Origin of the sequence: Nocardia sp. JCM 34519.1 (assembly GCF_020361265.1) — a bacterium.
Lineage (GTDB): Bacteria > Actinomycetota > Actinomycetes > Mycobacteriales > Mycobacteriaceae > Nocardia > Nocardia arthritidis_A.
In genome coordinates this window covers 224,753-245,901 of sequence record NZ_JAIRBR010000009.1, presented here as the reverse complement: position 1 = coordinate 245,901, position 21,149 = coordinate 224,753, and the positions used below count along the sequence as shown (strand labels likewise).

The window sequence follows — 21,149 nt, the reverse complement described above, 5'->3', positions numbered from 1 at the left end:
AGCCATCGCCCGAGTCGATGGAACGCGAGCTGTTCGACGATTTCGCCCGGCACAACCGGCCGGGGCTGGCCCGGCTGCTGCGGGCCTGCCGCCTCGACGTGGTGTACACCGGCGCGGCCGGCGACCATCTGATCCGCGCCGACGGTACCCAGGTGCTCGACCTGGTCGGCGGATTCGGCGCCGCACTGTTCGGGCACAACCATCCAGCGCTGGTGCGTACCGCGACCGCTCAGCTGAATCGCTTGGCCCCCTTCGTATCCCAGGGCAGCGTGCGCCCCGGCGCGGCCCGGTTGGCGCGCCGGTTGTCGGAGCTGGTCGGGGCGAGCACCGGGCGCGAATACACGGTGACCTTCGGTTGCACCGGCGCGGATGCGGTGGAGGCCGCCATTCGGCACGCGGCGGTCGCGCACGCTCGCGCGCTGACCGAACTGGAGAACGAGCTGCGCCGTACCCTGCGGCGGGCCCGCCGCGACGAGTCACACGACATCCGGCCGACGGGCGATTCGCGCACGGTGGCGGGCATACTCGCCGAATCACTGCGGACGATCGATGAAATACGCGGCCGCGGTCCGGTTTTCGTTTCGCTGTCCGGTGCGTTCCATGGGAAGACCACGGGCGCTTTCGCGCTCACCGAACAGGCCGACACACCGGACGATCTGGTGGTCCCCGGACCCGAGCGGCGACGGCTCGAGACCTGGGATCCGGACCGGGTCGTCGCCGCGTTCGACGCCGAAACGGCTGTGGTGGAACGCATTCTGTTCGACGGTGCGGGCAGGCCGACCTGTGCGCGGATCCAGATCTCGCCGATCGCGGCGATATTCGCCGAACCGATCCAGGGCGAGGGCGGCGTACACGAGGTACCCGCCGAAACCCTGATGGCCCTGCGCGAATTGGCCGATCGGCACGGCGCGGCGCTGGTGTTCGACGAGATCCAGTCCGGAATGGGCCGCACCGGAACATTTCTGGCGTCCACGCCGTCGGGGGTGCGCGCCGATTACTATCTGCTGTCGAAATCGCTCGGCGGCGGGCTGGTGAAGATCTCGGCGCTGCTGGTCGAGTCCGGGCGCTCGGTGGCCGATTTCGGGCGCTATCACACCTCGACCTTCGCCGACGACGAACTGTCCAGTACGGTGGCCGAGGCCGCCCTGGACCTGTTGCAGGCCAACAGCATTCGAGTAACAGATGCGGGCGCGCGGTTGCGCGGCCGACTCGACGCGGTGGCGCGGCGGTGGCCGCGCGCCATCGCCGCCGTGCGCGGACGGGGGTTGCTGCAAGGCATCGAACTGCGGGCGGTGCGACCGGATTCGGCGCTGCTGCGCGAAATCCTCGACCCGGAGATGCTCGGCTATGTGGTGGCCGGATACCTCTTGCACACCCATCGGATCCGGATGCTGCCGACCTTGTCGGCGCCGACCACCCTGCGGCTGCAACCATCGGCCTTCATCGCCGACGCCGAACTGGACCGGGTCGAAGCCGCCCTCGACGACCTCGGGGCATTGCTCGACCGCGGCGACTACGCGCGGCTGCTGGCCCACCTCGCCGGCCATCCGTCGACGAATCCCACAGCACCGCAATGGAAACCGAAGTTCCGGCAGCTGCGTGAACCCGCGCGGGACCCGAATGCGCCCACCCGCGTCGCATTCCTGGCCAATTTGCCGGAGGCGGCGGATCTGCGCCGCCTCGCCCCGGAACTGGCCGCCTGGTCCGACGGCGAGTTCGCGGCGCTGCTCGAGCGCCTCCGCGGTGTCGCCGAACCGTTCGAATTATCAAGGCGGACAGTGACATCCCCGACCGGGACCGAGGTCGAGGTCTGCTTGATCGCCGTGCCGGTCACCGCCGAGCAGATCATCGAAATCCAGCGCGGCGGGCACGGCGCCTGGCTGCGCGAGCTGGTGCTCGACGCGGTGGATCAGGCGATCGCGACGGGCGCGACGGTGATCGGGCTCGGCGGTTACACCTCGATCGTCACCAACGCCGCCCGCGACGTTGTCGCCGACACCGTCAAGGTGACCTCCGGTAATTCGCTCACGGCCGCCTGCGCATACGACGTGGTGCGCGACGAACTCGCCCGGCTGGCCCCGGGCCAGCGCCGCGTCGGCATACTCGGCGCGATCGGGAATATCGGCGCGGCGATGGCCGAACTCGTTGCCCCGCTTGCCGATTCGGTGACGCTGATCGGTCGTCCCGGCTCGGCGTCGCGGTTGCGGCGGATCGCGGCGGCACTGCCGGGCGTCGTCGAGATCAGCGAGGATATCGCCGCGCTGCGTGACTGCCGCGTCGTGGTGACCGCGACCAATTCCCCGACGCCGCTGATCACCGCCGATCGGCTCGCCGCCGACCATTCGGTGCTGATCTGCGATCTCGCCGTCCCAGGCGATGTGGACCCGGCGGTGGCCGAGCGCGACAACATCACCCTGGTTTCCGGCGGCCGGATGACGCTGCCTATGGGCCAGACACCCTCGTTCCCCGAGACCGGGCTGCCCGCCGGGGTGGTCTACGCGTGTATGGCCGAGACCATTCTGCTCGGCTTCGAACCGCAGACGGCCAGCCCCTCCTACGGCGGTCTTTCGGTGTCCGGCGTGCTCGCCGCGCGCGAGCTGGCAGACCGGCACGAGCTGCGCCCGGTCCGTCTCCCGAAAGGAGAACCCACCATGTCTTCCGTCCCGATGTTCTTGGGAGCGGCCGATTTCGACGACAATCGCGCCGGCGGCAAAGCGGCCGCCCTGCATGCGCTGTGCGCCGCCGGTTTCGACGTGCCGCCCGGCTTCGTGCTCACCGCCGAGGTCGATCCGGCGGATATCACCGACGAGCAACTCGAACGCTGGGTGCGCGATATCGGCGGCTTCCCCGTCGCGGCCAGGTCCAGCGGTGTGCTGGAGGATCTCGACGACGCCAGCTTCGCGGGCCAGTACGAGTCATATCTGAACATCACCGATATCGCCACCCTGCGAACCCGTATCGAGCAGTGCAGGGGGTCTGCGCGGAACGATCGGGTACGCGCCTACCTCTCCCGTGGCGGCTTTGCTGAGGCGAAAGCCGTTGTGGCGGTGTTGATCCAGCGCATGGTCGCGGCCAGGTACGCCGGTGTCGGATTCAGTATCGATCCGCTGACCGGTATCGAGGAGCACACGGTGGTCGAATGTTGCCGCGGGCTCGGCGAACGACTCGTCTCCGGTCATGTCGCGCCGACCCGTTACACGCTGCGGCTGCGCGACGGCGGCGTGGTGGAGCGCGAATCCGGCGGCGAGGACGTCGAACTCGACGCCTCGGCACGCGCCGGGCTGGCCGCGCTCATGCTGGCGGTGCAGGCGCACCGGCACCGGCCCCAGGACATCGAATGGGCCGTCGACGACACCGGCAAACTGTGGCTGCTGCAAGCCCGCGCGATCACCGCCATCGGCTGGCGCACCGATATCGACCAATTCTCCGACGCCGACCTGCGCGACGGCGGAATCTCCGCGCGTGTGTGCACGCCGATGATGTTCTCGTTGTACGACAACGCTTTCCAGCACTCGATGCAGCGATTCTTCGAACGACTGCAGCTGATCGACGCCGGGGACGAACCGGATTGGCTCGCCATGTATTACGGGCGCGCCTACTGGAATGTGAGCGCGGTGAAGAGCTGCTTTCGCCGCATTCCCGGATACGACGAACGACATTTCGACGACGACCTCGGCGTGCTCAACGAGTACGGCCCCGCCGGGCCCGAACGCACACCGAATTCGCCGAAGACGATCGCCCGCGCGCTGCCGGTGGCGCTCGCGGTGCAGCGCAGCTACCGGGACCAGCTCACCGAGGTGGACGCCTTCGCCGCGGCGTGGCCCGCGAAACACCTGGCCTGGCGCGAGCGGGTGCGCGAGCTGCCCCGCACCGACGAGGCGAATTTCGTCGCCGATCTGGCCGATTGCCTGCTGACCTTTCACGCGGGCACCGAACGCGCCTACTTCACCACGATCTACCACAACTCCAGCGTGCAAAGCGATTTCAAGCAGCTGCTCGACAAGATCGACGCCGCCACCGGCGGGGAAACCTCGGCCGTCACGCTGATGGGAGGTCTGGCCGAGATCAGCCATATGAATCTGCAGCGCGGAATCGTCGAGCTCTACCGGGTGGCCGGGGAATTCGGTTTCGACGGTCGCGAATGGGATCGGGCGCTGGCGGATTTCCTTGCCGTACAGGGCTTTCACGCCGACGCCGAACTCGACCTCACCTGCCCGCGCTGGTCCGAGGCGCCCGAGCGGGTGCGCTCGATGATCGCGGCGATGCTCGAACACGGTGCGGGCCCGACCGATCCCGATGCGACGCTGATCGATCAGCGCAAGCGTTACGAGGACGAGCTGGCGGCGGTGCGCGCCAGGGTACGGGCCAAACCGATGACGCGGCTGAAATTCGCGAACGCGCTCGATCGGCAGGTGGACCGGATGCGCCGCTATCTCATTGCGCGCGAACGGATGCGGGAGTTCTCGCAGCAGTGTTACGCCATCGTGCGCGCGTATGTCGTCGAGGCCGGCATCCGGCTGGCCGCCGCGAACGCGATCGCCTCCGCCGATGACGTATTCATGCTGTCGATACACGAACTGACCGATTTGGCGGCCGGACGGGTCGACGCCGCCGCGCTGACACCCGAAATCAATTATCGCCGTGCGCTTTACGCCGGATACCGGGATCTCACGCCGCCACATGAGCTCGGCCGCGGCGTCACCGTCGACGGGCCGCGCGCCGCCGGAGCGGGTGAGCTCACCGGGCTCGGCTGCAGTCCCGGCATCGCCGAGGGCACCGCCAGGGTGATCACCGCACTCGCCGATATCGACCAGCTGCGCACCGGCGATATCCTCGTCACCCGGTTCACCGATCCGGGCTGGACGCCCGCGCTCGGGCTGGTCGATGCCGTGGTCACCGAGGTCGGCGGCATGCTCTCGCACGCGGCGGTCATCGGGCGGGAGTACGGAATTCCGGCCGTACTCAATGTCGCGGGAGCCACGGCCGCGGTGCGCTCCGGGCAGCGGATCCGGGTGGACGGCGGTACGGGGGTGGTGACCATCCTCGATACGGTCGAGGCGACGGCCGACGGGAGCGGGTTGTTCCGGCCGGTGCCGGATCGTAAGGCCGCCGAAAGCGTCACTGCCACAGCGGATTCGCCGAAAACCATCGTATCCCCGTCGCGGCGGCGCTCGACGGAATCGACGCGCAAGCGCCTGATCTGCATCGCGGGCGGTGACGGCTCGGGTAAGACGACCCAGGTGGCCCGGATCGCCGCCGAATTCGAATCTCAGGGTAAAACCGTTGCGGCGGTGACTATTTGGGATGCCTTCCTGGATCCGGCGATCTCCGCCGGCTTGCCGTGGCGGAATCCGGACGAGGTATACGACTATCTGAAACTGCTCACCCCGCTGAGCCGCGCGCACTTCTTGTTCCATGCCATGCAGTTGTCGTTCGATCTGGCGGCGGCCCGCGACGCGGACATCCTGTTGGCGAATGCCTACTGGTACAAGTACTTCGCGACCGAGGTCGCGCACGGCGGCGACCCGGCCGTGCTGCGCAGGCTCGCGGCGGGCTTCCCGGAGCCCGACCGCACCTTCTATCTCACGGTGAGTCCGCAGGATGCGTTGGGTCGCAAGAAGTTACGCAGCGACTACGAGAGCGGATACGGCGACGAGGCCGCCTTCCTGGAATTCCAGCAGCGCAGCCATGATGCGCTGGAGGAACTGGCCGACGAACTGGGCTGGGTGCGGCTGGACGGCACATCGACCCCGGCCGAACTCACCGAATCCATTGTGGGACAACTGGAGGCGGACCGGTGACCCGGCGCATCGCCATCGTCGGCATCGACGGCTCGGGTAAATCCTCGGTGCTGGCCCGGCTGCGTGCGCTCGCGCCGGGCGCCGCGGCGCCGACCGTCTTCGCGTCGATGACGTGTCCGGACTTCCACAACACCCGCGATGTCCCGCTCGCGGAGCTGTCCCGCCAGCTGAAGGCGTTCAGCGTCGGCTGCGACGAGGTCGGCAGCGTCGAACTGAAGGCCATCGCGATGTATCTGCAGATGACGCTGTTCGGCCCGGTGGAACGTCACTTCGTCACCACCTTCGAGCCGGATGTGCTTGTGTTCGAACGTCATCCGTTGATCGAGCTGCTGGTGTACGGCCCGCTCTACACCGCGCTCGCCCGGCCCGGCTGGCAGGAGCGGACCCGGCTCGACGAGATCGCCACAGTGTTGGAGCGATACGCCCCGGGCACCTTCGACGACATTCTCGCCTGGCATCGGGCCGAGGCCGTCCGCCTCGGCGCGGCCCCGGATATCCGGTCGGTGCTCGGGGAGATCGCCGATCTGGTCGACCGCCCCGTGCCCGACAGCATCGCGGGTTTCGCCGAACGGTTCCGCACCACGCTGCCGGATGCGGTGTTGTGGCTGGACACCCCGCCGGAGCAGGCGGCGGCGCGCTGTGCCGCACGGTCGGCCGACGGGCCGATGGAGGCGCACGAGACGGCGGAACGGCTCGCCGCGCTGCGCGAAGGCTATGTGCGCGTGCGGGATACGCTCGCCCGCGCCTTTCCCGAGGTGGGTTTCCACCGCATCGACACCGGCGACGGCGTCGAGCTGGCGGAATCGGTGCTCGCCTGTGTGACGGAAGGAAAGTTGTTGTGACGGAAATCGAGCGCCGGGTGCGCTCCGTCGTCGCCGACGTGTTGTGGGTGGCGGCAGGGGATTTCGATCCGGACGGAGCGCTCACCGATTACGGCCTTGATTCGCCCACCTCGATCGAGCTGACGATTCAGCTGGAACGGACCTTCGGCATCAGCATCCCCGAGGATGTCGCGGCCCGGCTGACCACCGTCGGCGCGATCGTGCGGTACGTGGAGGCGGCGGCATGACCCTGCTCCCGCGCCATCCGAGTATCGTGCACGCGCTGCTGGCGAACGCCACGCGCGGTGCGGACGCGCCGCGAACCGTCTTCGTTCCGGAACGATCCGAGGCCGCGCTCGGCGAGGCGACCGAACTGCGGCACGACACGGTAGCCGTCGCCGCGTGCCGCGCCGCCTACGCCCTGTCCGAGGCCGGCGTCGCGGCGGGGGACCGGGTGCTGCTATGTCTGCCCACCGCACCGGAATTCGTGACGGCCTTTTTCGGTTCGCTGCTGCTCGGCGCGATTCCGACCGCCGTGGCCACCCCCGGTGGCTTCGGCTCGATGGATCTGTTCCGTGACAAATTCGACCGTATCACAAGGTATTTGGAGCCCACGGCGATCGTGGCGAGCTCACTGGTATCGGCGGCGGTGCGACCCCGAACGACGATGATCGACGGCGCACACCTGCACGACCTCGCCACCACCCCGACGGGACCGATGCTCGAGCCGCGCCTGCCCGCGGACGACGACGTGGCGTTCATCCAGGCGACCTCCGGATCGACCGGAACGCCGAAGGGCGTGCGGATCACCCATTCGGCATTGGCCGCCAACTGCGAGCAGATAAGCCGCGCCGCCGCACTGGAACTCGACGACACCTGGGTCGGCTGGCTGCCCCTGCACCACGATATGGGTCTGATCGGCGGATTCCTCACCCCGCTGTTCCGCGGCGGCGACGCGGTGGTCATGCCGCCGAGCCGGTTCCTGCGCAACCCGGCCGAGTGGCTGCGGGCGGTCACCCGCTACCGCGGATCCGTCACCGCCGCACCGAATTTCGCGTACGGATATGCGGCGGCACGTATTTCGGACGCGGAGCTGGGCGGCGTCGATCTGTCGAGTTGGCGGTTCCTGTTCTGCGGCGCCGAGCCGATACATCCGCCCACCGTCCAGGCCTTCGTCGACCGATTCGCGGCGTGGGGGTTGCCGCGCGACGCGGTCGTGCCCTGCTACGGCATGGCCGAGGCGGCCCTGGCCGTGACGGTGTCGTGGCCGCGCTCACCGATCGACTTCGATACGGTCTCGCGCCGCACGCTCGCCGAAAGCGGTGTGGCCGTGGACGTTCCGGCCGATGATCCGGATGCCACGCAGATCGTCGACTGCGGTGCGCCGGTGGAGGGCACCGAGGTGCGCATCGTCGACGAGACCGGCGCCGTGCGGGAGGAGGGCATGGTGGGCCGGGTGCAATTCCGCGGACCGTCCACCACCATCGGCTATTTCGGCATGCCCGAGGCCACCGCGGCGGCGCGGCACGAGGGCTGGTGGGATACCGGGGATCTCGGCTACCTGCGTGACGGATGTCTGCGCGTCACCGGGCGGCACAAGGATCTGATCATCATCCGCGGCGCGAATTATGCCCCGACCGATTTCGAGGTCGCGGCGCAGAGCGTCGATGGTGTGCGTCCGGGCGGTGTCGCGGCGGTGGGCCGGATCGGTGCCGACGGGTTGTCCGAGGAACTGCATCTGATTGTCGAATCAGCGCTTCCCGCAACGGAACACGATGCCCTGCGGCGCGCCGTGCGGGTCGCGGTGAGTAAACGCACCGGTATTCTGCCCGCGGGTGTTCACCTCGTCGCGCCGCGCGCTATCCCGAAGACCACCAGCGGCAAGATCCAGCGTTCGGAGGCGGGCAGGCTCCTGCTGCCCGAGGGCTCCGACGCGGACCGTAATCCGGGACAGGGCAATCTGGTCGGCACCGGGGGCGCCACGTTATGAGCGTATCCGCGCGCCCGCTGGCCGGTCCGGTGAGCCGGAATCCGCTCGGCGCGTACCGCGATTACCGTGCCGACCCGCTCACCCTGTTCTACGAGCAGGCGGTGGCGCACGGCGGCAGCGTGCGGCTGCGGCTGGCACATCAGCGGGTGCACCTGCTCGTCGAGCCCGACCACATCAACCAGGTGCTGGTCACCAACGCGCACAAGTACGAAAAGGGCGTCAGCTACCGCAGTCTCAACCATCTGCTCGGCCCCGGTCTGCTCACCAGCGGCGGCGAACTCTGGAAACGCCAGCGCGCCTTGATCAAACCGGTGTTCGCGCGCCGCGTCGTCGACGACGAGGTACCGCTGATGGTGCGGTGCGCGCGGCGCATGCTCGACCGGCTCGACGCGCGCGCCGACCGCGCCGAATCCTTCGACCTGGTGCCGGAACTGATGGGTTTCGCCGCCGACGTCGTATGCCGCGCGGTGCTCGGCACGGATATCGACGGTGTGCTGCCGCAGATCGAGGACGATGTGCGGCAGGGCACGTCATGGGTGATGCGGCATATGGCGGCGCCGCTCTCGCCGTGCATCCCGACACCGGCGAATCTGCGTTTCCGGCAGGTGGTTTCGCGGCTGCACCGGGTGGTGGACGAGATCATCGCGGGGCGGCGCGATGACGCGGGCGCACCGGCCCGTTCACTGCTCGACCGGTTGTCCGCCGCGCGCGACGACGCCGGGCACGCGATGGACGACGCGCAGCTGCGCCACGAGGTGCTGACCTTCCTGTTGGCGGGGCACGAAACAACCGGCGGCGCACTGGCCTGGACCATCTACGAGCTGGGCCGCAATCCGGCGATTCTGGAACGGGTACGGGACGAAATCGACGCCATACCGGGTTCTTCCACCGATATCGAACCGGCGCTGCCCGCGCTGGAGCGGACCGGCCGCGCCATCGACGAGGCCATGCGTCTGCATCCGCCCGCCTGGGCGTTCAGCCGCACCGCGCTCGAGTCCGACCGCTTCGACCGCTTCGATCTCGAACCCGGCGCCATCGTGGTGATCAGCCCGTTCGTGAACCATCGCTGGCCCGAATTCTGGGATTCGCCACTGACATTCGATCCGGAGCGGTTCACCAAGGACCGGGTGAAGGCCCGTCCGCCGTTCCGTTATTTCCCGTTCGGCTGGGGCGCGCATCTGTGCGTCGGTCAGCACATGGCGCTGACCGAGATACGCATCGGCATCGCAATGCTGTTGGCGCGCTACGACATCGAACTCGTCAACGGGCTGCGGGTGCGTGAGAACCCGCAGATCTCCAACTTCCCCGATCCCGTGCTGGTCCGGCTGACCCGGCGTGATCGGCCCGATTCGAGCCCGAGGTGAATGTGTCGTGACCGATATCAGGACGACTCAGGTCGTTTCGGCGCAAGCCGTTGCGGGGCTGGAGATCGCCGAGGTGGGCGCGAAGGCTGCCGCGCTCGGCAGGCTGGTGGCCGCAGGCTACCGGGTACCGCCGTTCGCGGTGCTCACCACGAGTGCGTGTGCCCGCATCCTGGCGCCTGCGGCGGATGCCATCGCGCGGGCGATAGCCGACCTGGACCACACCGACCCGCTGTCGCTGCGATCGGTGGCGAACAGCATCCGCGAATTGATCGCCGGACTCGACCTGCCCGATGACATTACCGACGAAATGCATACCGCTGTAGGAGCATTCGGTGCAGAGACGCGTTTGGCGGTGCGATCATCGGTCAGCGGCGAGGATTCGGCCGCCGACTCCTTCGCGGGCCAACTCGACACCATCCTGAACGTCGCCGCCGACTCGGTGGCGCCCGCGGTGCTGGCGGTGCTCGCCTCCGCCTATTCGGAACGTTCCCTCTTCTATCGAGCCCACCGCGGGCTGGACAACGCGCGCGTCGACTGCGCCGTCATCCTCCAGGCGCTGATCGAATCCAGCGTCTCCGGCGTGGTTTTCAGCTGTAACCCGCAGACCGGCGATCCGGCCGAGGCGGTGGTTTCGGCCGGTCTCGGGCTGGGCGAGGGGATCGTGTCGGGCACCGTCGAGTGCGATACCTACTTCGTCGACATGCGTTCCCGGACCGTCGTTTCCCGCGTGATCGCCGAGAAGCGGAGCCGGATCGTCGCATCGGCCGCGGGCACCGCGCTCGAGCGGATCGACCCGGTCACCGCAGCGGCGTTGACCGACGCGCAGGTCGCCGAATTGGCCGGCACCGCCGCCACGCTCGCCGAATCCGCGGGCGCACCACAGGATGTCGAGTGGGCCTACGACGGCGCGGGCACGCCGTATCTGCTGCAGGCCCGTCCGGTGACCGCGACCGGCCAGCGCGAAACGATCTTCGACAACGTCAATGTCGCGGAGTCCTATCCCGGCCTGTCCAGCCCGCTCACCTTCTCCGTCCTGCGGCGGGCGTATGAACAGGTATTCCGGGTCTCGCACCGGGATTTCGGCGCGACCGGCTCGATCGTCGACCGCAATGCCGCGGCGCTGTATCCGTACCTCGTCGGCACCGCGCACGGGCGCATCTACTACAACATCAGCAACTGGTATCGGCTGTTCCTGCAAATCCCGGGAATGGAATTCGCCATCGAGGGCTGGGAGGCCGCGCTCAATATCGAGAACCGATACCGGCGTCCGGCCGCCCCGGCACGCGGCATCGCGCGCATCCGCACGTATCTGCTGCGCGCGCGGGTGATCGCGATCGTCGGGGCCGGGTGGCTGCGCCTGCCGCGCAGATTGCGTTTCTTCGCCGCCGAGCTCGCGCGGTTCACCGCCGACCTCGAGCGCCGCCTCGCGCCGGAAACCCCGGAGCGCGAACGGGATCCGCACGCCCTGCTGGATTGGCTGGAGCGCTGCTTCGCCGAACTGGTGCCCGCGTACTCGGTGCAGATCTTCAACGACTTCCTCGCACAGCAGCTCTTCCACCTCGTCGGCATCCTGCTGGAACGTGCGGGCATCCCGGGAGCCGACACCCTGCGCAACGAATTGTTCTGTGGGGAGGAGGGTGTCGAGAGCGTCGACCCGGTCCGCTCGGCGCTCGCGCTGTCCGCGACCATCCGAGCCGACGGCGCGCTGCGCGAACTGTTCGAGAGCCCGGCCGACGCCGATCAGGTGTGGAAGACGCTGGCGCAGCCGGAATTCGGCGGCTTCCGCCTGGCCTGCCTGCGGCATATCGCGCTGTTCGGCGATCGCACGGTCGACGAGCTGAAACTCGAGACCGATCCGCTCGGCGAACATCCCGAGCGACTGGTTCCGATGCTGCGCAACTACCTTCGCGGCGGGCAGAACATCGAGGAAATGCAGGCGCGCGAGCGGCGGATCCGACGCAGTGCGGAAAAGACCGTGGCCCAAGCCTTCCGCGGCAAGCGGATGGAACGGCTCGTGTTCCGCTTCGTGTTGGGCCGCGCACGAGAACACGTCAAACAGCGCGAGAACATGCGGTTGGGCCGCAGCCGCTCCTTCGGTCTGATGAAACGGGTGTTCCGGGAATACGGTCGGCAGTTGCACCGGGCCGGTGTCCTCGACGATCCGCGTGACATCTTCTGGCTCACCTATGAGGAGATCGCCGGGCTCACCCGCGGCGCCGCCGTCGACACCGACGCCGCGCGCACTGCCGCCACCCGTAAGCGCGACCACGATCGCTGGCGCGCGGTGGCCCCGCCTTCGCGCATCGTCACCTCCGGCATCGCCGCCGCCACCCTGGCCGATCCCGTACCGCAATTTTCCGAGGCCGAGGCGTCCGGCACGGTGCTCGTCGGCGTCGGCTGCGCGCCCGGCCGGGTGGAAGCGCCCGCCCTGTCCATTGCGACGCCGGATCCGGATATCGAGATAGCGGGCCAGATCCTGGTCGCCGCGACAACGGATCCGGGCTGGGTGTTCCTGATGGTGGCCGCGGGCGGTCTGGTCAGCGAGAAGGGCAGCATTCTCTCGCACACCGCGATCATCGGCCGGGAGCTCGGCATTCCCACCGTGGTCGGCGTCAAGGACGCCACCCGTCTGATATCCACCGGCGACGTGCTGGCCCTGGACGGCAAGGCCGGGACGGTCACCCGCATAGCCCGGGAGGGCGAATGAGTGAAAACTTCAGCCTGGAGCACTATCTGGACGCCGCCGCGCCCACCTTCGAGCGGCGTTTCGACGAGTTCCGTCCCTACGTGACCAACGCCCGGGAAACCGGTTTCGTACTGCGCGAGATCGCCGGACCCGCCGGACCCGTTGTGCGGGTGCGTGATCCGAACGGCGGCGGGGTCCGCGACCTGATCATGCTCGGCTCCAACAACTATCTGGGGCTCGCCGACGAACCCGAGATCGTCGCGGCCGCCATCGAGGCCACCCGCGAATACGGAATCGGTTGCGGCGGACCGCCGCTGCTGAACGGCACCACCTCACTGCACCGCCGGCTGGAGGAGCGGCTGGCCGAGACGAAGGGCTGCGAAAGCGCGCTCGTCTTCTCCTCGGGCTACGCAGCGAATATCGGTTGGGTGACCGGTCTGCTCCGGAAAGGCGATGTGCTGATCTACGACGAGCAGAGCCACGCCAGCCTCTACGACGGCATCCAACTGGGCCGGGTGCGCTCGATGGCGTTCGATCACAGCGATATCGACCAATTGCGGCACCGGCTCCGGCAGGTGCGCTGGCGCAACCCGGGTGCGAATATCGTCGTCGCGGTCGAGGGCGTGTATTCGATGGACGGCGATATCGCGCCGCTGCCGGAGATCCGGGCGCTGTGCGATTCGTTCGGGGCCTGGCTGGCCATCGACGACGCGCACGGCACCGGCGTGCTCGGTGCGAAAGGCCATGGCACCGCCGAACATTTCGGCATGGACCCGGGCGCGGTGGACCTGTCCATGGGCACCTTCTCGAAGGTGTTCGCCAGCACCGGCGGATTCGTCGCAGGGTCCCGGGATCTCATCGACACCCTGCGATTCTTCGCACGCTCCTATATGTTCTCGGCCGCGCTGTCGCCCGCGGTGGTGGCATCGGTGCTCGCGTCGATCGATTTCATCGATGCCCACCCGGAACGCATCGCCCAATTGCACGACAATTGCGCCTATTTCGTTCGGGGACTGCGCGATATGGGATTCAGCGTGGATCCGCAGACCGCGATCATCCCGCTGCTGGTGCCCCAGCGGCTGGCGGTGGCCGAGGTGGTTTCGGCCATGCACGAGGCGGGTGTATTCGTCAACGGCGTCGAATTCCCGGCCGTCCCACGCGAACTCCAGCGGTTGCGGATCTCGATGATGGCCACGCTCACCCGCGCCCAGCTGGACTTCGCGCTGGAACAGATCTCGATCGTGGCCCGCCGCTTCGGATTTCACCCAGAACAGGAAGGCGCCGCCTGATATGACCGATACGAATATCGCGGTAGGCGGCACCCCCGAGGAACGCGCGCTGGTGCATGCCGCCCTGGCCCGGCCCAGCGAGCGGGAACGAATGCGGTTGCGCGAGTTGGTCGACGACATCGCGGACTGGCCGGAATTCCTCGCCCTGGCGAAGGTGAACGCCACGGTGCCGCTGGTGCGGCGGCGGCTGGAGCGCGAGAATCGCCTCGCACTCCTACCGCCACCGGTCGCGGCCGAATTCGCGGCGATCACCGACCACATCGCCGAGGTGAACGACCGGCGGCTGCACGCGGCCATCGAACTGTTGGCGCGCTGCCACGACCGCGGCATCCGCTGCGTGGTGCTCAAGGGCATGCTGTTCGCCACGGAGATCTATCGCGATCCGCGCTACAAGCGGATGAACGATCTGGACATCCTCGTCGAACTGGATCAGGTCGACGACCTCATCGGCGTCTACCGGGAGCTCGGCCTGTTCGCCACCACCGAACTGCTCGGCAAGGCGCCGAAGGTCCGCGCCGAGCGCTCACATCACCTCCCTTCGTTCGTTTCCCGGGACGGCGCGCTCGTCGTCGGCACGCACTGGGGTCTGATCACTCCGCTCGCGCCGTACACGGTGGACTACCGCGCGATCTGGAATCGGGTGCGCCGCATCGACTTCCACGGTGTCCCCGCGTGGGCGATGGCGCACGAGGACAACCTGCACCACCTCGGCATCCACCTGCCCTACTACAAGACCGGTGTTCGCGAACTCGGCGATATCTGGAATCTGGCCCGCGGCAGCGAACTCGACTATGGCCTGTTGCGGTCCGAGATCGCCGCGGCGGGCACCGAACGGCTGATGTATCACGCGCTGTCGCTGGCGCACCGGCTCGTCCCCATACCCGAATTCGGCGAACTGATCACCTGGCTCGAACCGGATGTCGACCGGTTCACCCGCTACGACACCGCCCGCAAGACGGCCGATATCCATACCCTGCTGCGCAGCCGGTCTACCCACACCTCGCGAATCGAGAAGGCGTACACCGAGTTCAATATGACCGCGGTGGCGAGCGAGAAGCTCGCGTGCTTCGGCAGGCTGTGGTCGAATCTGCTGCTGGTACCCGGCGACGAGGCCGCGAAGATGAGCTCGCTGCGCGCACCGACCGGGCTGCCCGCGCTGGGCGCGCGAATCGCCGCACCCTACCGGCTGACTCGCGTTTTCCAGCGTGATCTCGGCCGATGGCTGTTCCCGGCGGCCCTGGCCAAAACCGTCTTCGACCTCGCGGCCAGCTACGGCGGCGAGCTGCGCGGCCGTGCCGAGAAGGCAAAGGGCATAGCCGAATTCGCCGCGGAACTCGGTCTCGACCGCGCCGAGCTGCAAGCGGTGTTGGACAGCCAGGAATGAACGGCCCGAATTACCGGACGGTGCTGTGGGATCTGGACGGCACGCTGATCGGATTGCGGCGGCGCACCTTCCGGATGCTGATGCCCGCGGTGGCCGCGTGGTGGTTCCGTGATCTCGTCGCGCCACATCGATTCCTGCTGGCCTTCGGCGGTGTCCTGAAACCGGTGCGCGCCAACGACTCCACCGAGTCGAACACCGATCTGATGGTGCGGTTGCTCGCCGAACGTCTGCGGATCGACCGCGCCGCCGCCGGTATGCGTTTCCACGACTTGGCGGTGCACGGATTCTCGCTGCTGCGGTGGTGTTTTCCACCGGTACCCGCGGCGGTGCACACCGTCGGGCTGCTGCGCGCGGCGCGTATCGGGCAGGTGATCGCCACCAATCCGCTGTGGCCCCGAGAAACCGTCGAAACCCGATTGCGCTGGGGCGGTTACGATCCGGCTGCTTTCGAGCTCATCACCAGCGGGGACACCATGCGCCGGTCCAAGCCCAGCATCGAGTTCTATCGCGAACTGCTCGACCGGCTCGGCGCGCGGCCGCGGGACTGCGTGATGATCGGCAACGACGCCGCCAACGATGCGCCCGCGGCCGAGCTCGGCATTCCGGTCTTTTTGGTCAATGTGCCGGAAAGCGATGTGCCACAACAATATTCATCGACAGGATTGGTCACCACGGGGGATTGGTCCCGGCTGCACGGGTGGCTGGGTATCGAGGAGAAGTCATGCTCGTCGTCCTGAATCCGCGGTCCAACGCGGGTACGGCACTGGCCAAATGGCAACCGGTGGAGCGGGAGCTGCGCCTGCGTCACCCCGGCCTCGTCGTCGAAACGCCAACGGACCCACCGGCCGCCGCCGAACTGGTGCGCGGCGGGCTCGCCGCCGGAACGATCGTGGCCGCGGGCGGCGACGGGATGGTGAATCTGGTGCTGAACGCGATCATGGATCCCGAAACCGATCGGCCGCGTTCGGACCGCGTTGTGCTGGGCGGTATCGGATTGGGCAGTTCCAACGACTTTCACAAACCGATGAGCGCAAGCATCGGCGGCGTGCCCGTACGCATCGATGCCGAACGCGCCGCACCCATCGATATCGGCAAGGCCACCATGCTGCTGCCGGACGGCACCCGCACGGTGCGCTATTTCCTGCTCAACGCCAGCATGGGACTCGTTGCGGCGGGCAACCATTCGTTCAATCAGGCCAGGGGTGCGATCGGCTGGCTCAAATCGCGCAACGTCTCGGCGGCGATCGCCGCCACCGCGCTGTGGAATATCGCCACGCACAGCCCGCTGACGCTGCGGCTGCACGGCACCGACTGGACGCATACCGCGCCCGTCACAAATGTGGGTGTGCTCAAGAGCGTGCACTTCGCCGGTGGCATGCGCTACGACACCCCCGTGACCAACGCCGACGGCATGTTCGACGTGAATATCTGGGCGGCCGCCCCTCGGCTGCGGATTCTCGGCCTCATCGCGGGCCTGTACCGGGGTAGGTTCACCGGATCTCCGCTCGCCACCTGTCTTCGGGACACCGCCGTCGAACTGCGTCCGGCCAATCCGGCGCCGCTGGAACTCGATGGGGAGATCACCATCGTGGAATCGGCTCGCCTGCAAGTACTTCCGCGTGCGCTGCGGGTGTGCGCGGCATGACGGTCGTGCTGATCACCGGCGCCGCCAACGGTATGGGAGCCGCTACCGCACGGCATCTTTCGGGGCTCGGGTACACCGTCGTCGGCAGCGATATCGTCGAGCGACCTGGCCTGGACCGGGTCGATGTCAGGGACGACGCGGCCGTGCGTGCCTGGGTGCGATCGGCGCACGACACTTTCGGCCGTATCGACGCGGTGGTCACCTTCGCCGTCTCCGCCATCGTCGGTGCGGTCGAGGAGACCGAACCGGACGAGGCCGCAACGATTTTCGACATCAACGTGCTCGGCGCGCACCGGGTGCTGCGCGCGGCACTTCCGATCATGCGCGCACAGGGCAGCGGCCGGATCGTCCTCGTCAGCTCCGGCGCGGGCGCGATCGCCGAACCCTTCGGCGGGTGGTACTCGGCCACCAAGGCCGCGATCGAACGCCTCGGCGAGGCGGTGCGCATGGAGACGGCGCCCTTCGGCATCCATACCTCGGTACTCGCCCCGGGCTGGACCGTCACCCCGATCATCGATTCGGCCGTGCGGGTTTCCGAACCGATCGACGCGTACACTCCGGCCCGCACGGCCGTAGTCGAACGCGTCACCGGATATCTGGAGGCGGGCCAAACCGCCGAAGCGGTGGCCCGCACCGTCCAGCGCATCTTGGCGGCCGCCACCCCGGAACAGCTCTACCTGTGCGGATCCGATGTGCGCTCCTCGTTCTGGAGCCGCAGGCTGCTGCCCGCCCGCCTGTACCACCGCCTCGTCCGCCGCTACTACGGAGTCTGAATCGGTTACCGCCGCAGTCCATGGGCACGGGCGATGACGCGCTCCAGCACCGTGCGCGGCAGCAGCCTGCGCACGGCGAACATCACCGGTGCGTTGCTGCCTACCGCGTAGAGCGGCCGCGGACGGGGAGCCTCGATCGCGGTGACGATGGTCGCCGCGACCCGCTCCGGTGCGATGCCGTTCGCCTGATTCTTGTCGAGGCGATCCATGAAACGGGTGAAATCGGCACGGTGCGGGGAGTTTTCGTGCACATACTTGGTACGGTGCTCGCGGATGTTCGTCGCGATCTGGCCGGGTTCCACGGTGGTGAGCCACACCCCGAACGGTGATTCCTCGAAGCGGGCGGCGGTGGCGAACCCGCGCAGCGCCGCCTTGGTCGCGACATAGGACGAGCGGTAGGGCATCGGAAAACTGGCGAGCATGGAACCGACCATGACGATGCGCCCGAACCCGCGCTCCCGCATGCCGGGCAGCACCGCCTGGCTGAGCGTGATCGCGCCGAGCACGTTCAGCCGGAACAGCCGCTCGATCGCCTCGGTCGGCAACTCGGCCAGCGGCCCGGCCTGACTCTCGCCCGCATTGTTGACCAGCACATCGACGACGCCGAGCCCGGCCGTGAACTCCTCGATCGATGCGGCGTCGGTGAGATCGAGCGCGCGATAGTCGACACCGGGAATGCGGGCGTCGTCGGCGATCGTCCCCGGATCGCGGCTGGTGCCGATCACCTGGTAGCCGCGCGCCACCAGCGCGGCGGCGGTCGCCTTCCCGATACCGGACGATGCGCCGGTGACGACTGCGATACGGGCCATGGTGACTCCTGAGCTGTGGTCGACGGATCCCTGTGACGGTATCCCAGGCCCAGTTCAATGCGGGAGCGGTGAGGTCTCCGGTTCGCCGCCGCCGCGCCGGGCTCAGCCGCCCGCGGACCCGGTGTTCGGTTTCGGGTCGGTCAGCTGGTAGGTCGCCAGTACGGCTTTGTGGTCGGTGACCCACCGCTGCGGGCTGGCGATGAAATTGTCCTGGGTGTTCTCGTCGGTCCGCGTGCTGCGGACGATCGAGCCGCGCGGGCCGACCAATCCGGCCGAGGTCAAGGTCAGCGCCGCACCGGGACCGGTGAAGATGTAGTCGATGCGGTCCCGCTCGTCGGCCTCGGGGGCCCAGGTGAGTTTATTCACCGGTGCCTCGGGATTGCTTGCGGGCCAAGTGAATCCGGGATGGGTTACCGGATCGGGGTAGCGGGAGCGGTAGGCATCGACGAAACCCGCCTGCTGTAGTCGGCGGGTGCTGCCCCACGGCAGTACGACGCCGTTGTGGTCGAACAACTGGGCCGTGGCCGGGGTCCAGTCCAGGGCGGAGGGCTCGTTGAAGTCGCCGCCGAGGATGACCGTGCGCCCGGCTGCCATCTCGGCCCGCGCGTCGTCGAGGAATTTCCCGATGGTGTCGGGACGGCCCGAGGCGTCGTTGACCCGCTGGACCACCGCCGGATCGGTGACCGGGCCGCCGGGCAACTTGTTCCAGCCGTACCGCGCGAATTCGTCACCGGAACTGCCGGGGGCATATCCGCGCGGCAAATAGGTTGCGTACCAGCGGTATTCGAGGTGGGCGGCGTAGACGGAGAACGGTTTCCCATCGATGGTCAGCCGCGCCCGCGTCATCCAACCGAGCGGCGTCGCGGATTCGATCGGAAAGATGGACAGCACCCCGGTGTCGTCGGAGGGGGCGCTCGCATAGGTCCGGCCCCTGCGTTGCAGCGCGTCGGCGATGCGCCCGGTGGCGCCGCGGAACGCCTCGGTCAGCGTGACGATCGAGGCATCGAGCGAAACGATCAGATCGGCGACGAGATCGATACCGCCGGAGATCTTGTCACCGGCCTGCCAGATGTTGATGGCCAACACCCGGATCTCGCGGCCGGGCACGGCCCTGGCTATCGGCGGCACGAATTGCGCGGCGGCGGCAGCGCCTGCCAATGCGCCCATGCCGAGGATGACATCGCGCCGTTTGATGGCGTCGGACATACGGAGACTCCTAACGACTGGCGAAACCGGGAACAGGGTGATCGTCGAGCACCGCCGTGTCGCCGAGATGGACCGGATGCTGCCGAGATCATTCGCCGACGTGAACCGTCTTGTGCCGCAGCGTCGAATCCGCGTCGGCGGCCATCGAGACCGGACGGGTTGCGGCGGACAATCGCGGCTAATGGACGAATCTCGGTTCGGACCAATCGAAACGGGCTCGGGCATCGAAGCAGTTGGCGAGTGGTCTTGTTCGAGTAGAGGTTTGGCTATGCGATTTACGGCGGGTATTTCCGCGGAACGAACGATTGCGCGTGCGGTGCTCCTTCCGGACGCGACCGACGAGGCGGAACACCTCCGATTCATGGAGTTGCGCGGTCCCGGTGGTGTGGACCGGATCGGACCCCGATCCGTACTCGACCAGCTAGCGGCCGAAATCGATGAGCCGGACACGATCGATGATGTCGGCGTCGTCTACCGGACCGCCGAGGAGCGGCGCGCCATGGTCGCCGAACTCGCCTCGGGCGCATGGCATTCGGCGTCACTGGTGTCGGTGCGGTCCGCGCTGCTCGCCGCGATCGGGAATGCGCGGGAACTCGATGATTTCGGCACGGTCGCGGCCTTCGACGTCGCCGAACATCAGGTGACCTTCGTTGCCGTCGGCGCCGATCGGGACCGCATCGTGGCGACCGGCTCGTGGCGGTCGACGGTCGCGGCCGCCGGTGTCGCCGACGCGATCTCCCGCGCGTGGCGCTCGGCCGATACCCCGGAACTGCGCATCGACGCGGCCATCGTATGTGGTTCTCTGGCAGGGGAATCGGCCATGTCCGCGGTCCGCCGCCTGGGCTCGCGAAAGTCCCCGATCGAGGTGCGGTATCGCCCAGAGGCGGTGACGCTGGGCGCCGCGCTCGTCGCCGCCGGTCCGAGACACAGTGCGCCGGTGACGATTTCGAGCACGAGATCACGCGGCCCGCTGCTCGCCTTCGGCTGCGCGGCATTGGCCGTCGCGATCGGTCTGATCGCCATTCGCGTCGAAACCGGTCGCCCTTCGGTGGCGCACGCCGCAGGCGTCCCGGTCGCACTGCCGACGCCGGGCCTGCCGCACCCACCGCCCGCGCCACCGCTGCCCGCGGTGACAATCGCCGCGCCGACACCCGAAATCTCCTCGATACCAACACAACCCGTAGCAACCGATGCGCCGGGGCCGACTACGGAAACCCCATCGGCCACCACCCAGCCCCCGACAACCGTCGGCGCCCCGAACATCGTCGGCCTGTTCCCCAGCGAATCCCCGCCACCCCCCATCGGCGCGGGCCCAACCGAATGGCAGACCTGGTGGGACAACCACCTGAAGCTGAACCGCCAATGGCTGAACGGCGGCTGA

14 protein-coding genes are annotated in these 21,149 nt (G+C 68.1%); 12 read left to right on the top strand and 2 right to left on the bottom strand.

Annotated elements, in window-relative coordinates:
* The first annotated feature begins 17 nt into the window (after nucleotides 1-17).
* From LGY53_RS23305 to LGY53_RS23255, 11 genes are read left to right on the top strand one after another with little or no spacing between them, the layout of a single operon-like run.
* Nucleotides 18-5,801: an aminotransferase class III-fold pyridoxal phosphate-dependent enzyme gene (locus LGY53_RS23305; protein ID WP_225728811.1), complete on the top strand. Its 5,784-nt coding sequence runs from the start codon at nucleotides 18-20 to the stop codon at nucleotides 5,799-5,801.
* Nucleotides 5,798-6,643, top strand: coding sequence for a hypothetical protein (locus LGY53_RS23300; RefSeq protein ID WP_225728810.1), 846 nt, complete (start codon nucleotides 5,798-5,800; stop codon nucleotides 6,641-6,643). The genes LGY53_RS23305 and LGY53_RS23300 overlap by 4 nt, the downstream gene beginning before the upstream one ends.
* The gene (locus LGY53_RS23295; protein ID WP_225728809.1) at nucleotides 6,640-6,870 is read left to right on the top strand and encodes an acyl carrier protein; all 231 of its coding nucleotides are present in this window, start codon (nucleotides 6,640-6,642) and stop codon (nucleotides 6,868-6,870) included. The genes LGY53_RS23300 and LGY53_RS23295 overlap by 4 nt, the downstream gene beginning before the upstream one ends.
* A complete protein-coding gene (locus tag LGY53_RS23290) occupies nucleotides 6,867-8,612 on the top strand; it encodes a fatty acyl-AMP ligase (RefSeq protein WP_225728808.1) in 1,746 nt (581 codons plus the stop codon). The genes LGY53_RS23295 and LGY53_RS23290 overlap by 4 nt, the downstream gene beginning before the upstream one ends.
* Nucleotides 8,609-9,976 (top strand): cytochrome P450, encoded by a 1,368-nt coding sequence (locus LGY53_RS23285; protein WP_225728807.1) that lies wholly within the window; start codon nucleotides 8,609-8,611, stop codon nucleotides 9,974-9,976. The genes LGY53_RS23290 and LGY53_RS23285 overlap by 4 nt, the downstream gene beginning before the upstream one ends.
* A gap of 7 nt (nucleotides 9,977-9,983) precedes the next feature.
* Nucleotides 9,984-12,683 carry a PEP/pyruvate-binding domain-containing protein gene (locus LGY53_RS23280; protein ID WP_225728806.1) on the top strand — a complete coding sequence of 900 codons (2,700 nt, stop codon included), beginning with the start codon at nucleotides 9,984-9,986 and terminating at the stop codon, nucleotides 12,681-12,683.
* Complete coding sequence (locus tag LGY53_RS23275; protein ID WP_225728805.1) at nucleotides 12,680-13,951, top strand: pyridoxal phosphate-dependent aminotransferase family protein; 1,272 nt, start codon at nucleotides 12,680-12,682, stop codon at nucleotides 13,949-13,951. The genes LGY53_RS23280 and LGY53_RS23275 overlap by 4 nt, the downstream gene beginning before the upstream one ends.
* Before the next feature lies 1 nt (nucleotide 13,952).
* Nucleotides 13,953-15,335: a nucleotidyltransferase family protein gene (locus LGY53_RS23270; RefSeq protein ID WP_225728804.1), complete on the top strand. Its 1,383-nt coding sequence runs from the start codon at nucleotides 13,953-13,955 to the stop codon at nucleotides 15,333-15,335.
* Complete coding sequence (locus tag LGY53_RS23265; RefSeq protein WP_225728803.1) at nucleotides 15,332-16,072, top strand: HAD family hydrolase; 741 nt, start codon at nucleotides 15,332-15,334, stop codon at nucleotides 16,070-16,072. The genes LGY53_RS23270 and LGY53_RS23265 overlap by 4 nt, the downstream gene beginning before the upstream one ends.
* The gene (locus LGY53_RS23260; protein ID WP_225728802.1) at nucleotides 16,057-16,980 is read left to right on the top strand and encodes a diacylglycerol kinase family protein; all 924 of its coding nucleotides are present in this window, start codon (nucleotides 16,057-16,059) and stop codon (nucleotides 16,978-16,980) included. The genes LGY53_RS23265 and LGY53_RS23260 overlap by 16 nt, the downstream gene beginning before the upstream one ends.
* Entirely contained in the window at nucleotides 16,977-17,753 is a 777-nt protein-coding gene (locus LGY53_RS23255; RefSeq protein WP_225728801.1) for an SDR family NAD(P)-dependent oxidoreductase, read from the top strand. The genes LGY53_RS23260 and LGY53_RS23255 overlap by 4 nt, the downstream gene beginning before the upstream one ends.
* Nucleotides 17,754-17,758: 5 nt before the next feature.
* Here LGY53_RS23255 and LGY53_RS23250 read toward each other — a convergent pair whose 3' ends face one another.
* A complete protein-coding gene (locus tag LGY53_RS23250) occupies nucleotides 17,759-18,562 on the bottom strand; it encodes an SDR family oxidoreductase (RefSeq protein WP_225728800.1) in 804 nt (267 codons plus the stop codon).
* 102 nt (nucleotides 18,563-18,664) lie between these two features.
* The gene (locus tag LGY53_RS23245; protein ID WP_225728799.1) at nucleotides 18,665-19,768 is read right to left on the bottom strand and encodes an endonuclease/exonuclease/phosphatase family protein; all 1,104 of its coding nucleotides are present in this window, start codon (nucleotides 19,766-19,768) and stop codon (nucleotides 18,665-18,667) included.
* A gap of 268 nt (nucleotides 19,769-20,036) precedes the next feature.
* On the opposite strand from LGY53_RS23245, the gene LGY53_RS23240 reads away from it, so the two are divergent.
* Nucleotides 20,037-21,149: a hypothetical protein gene (locus LGY53_RS23240; RefSeq protein ID WP_225728798.1), complete on the top strand. Its 1,113-nt coding sequence runs from the start codon at nucleotides 20,037-20,039 to the stop codon at nucleotides 21,147-21,149.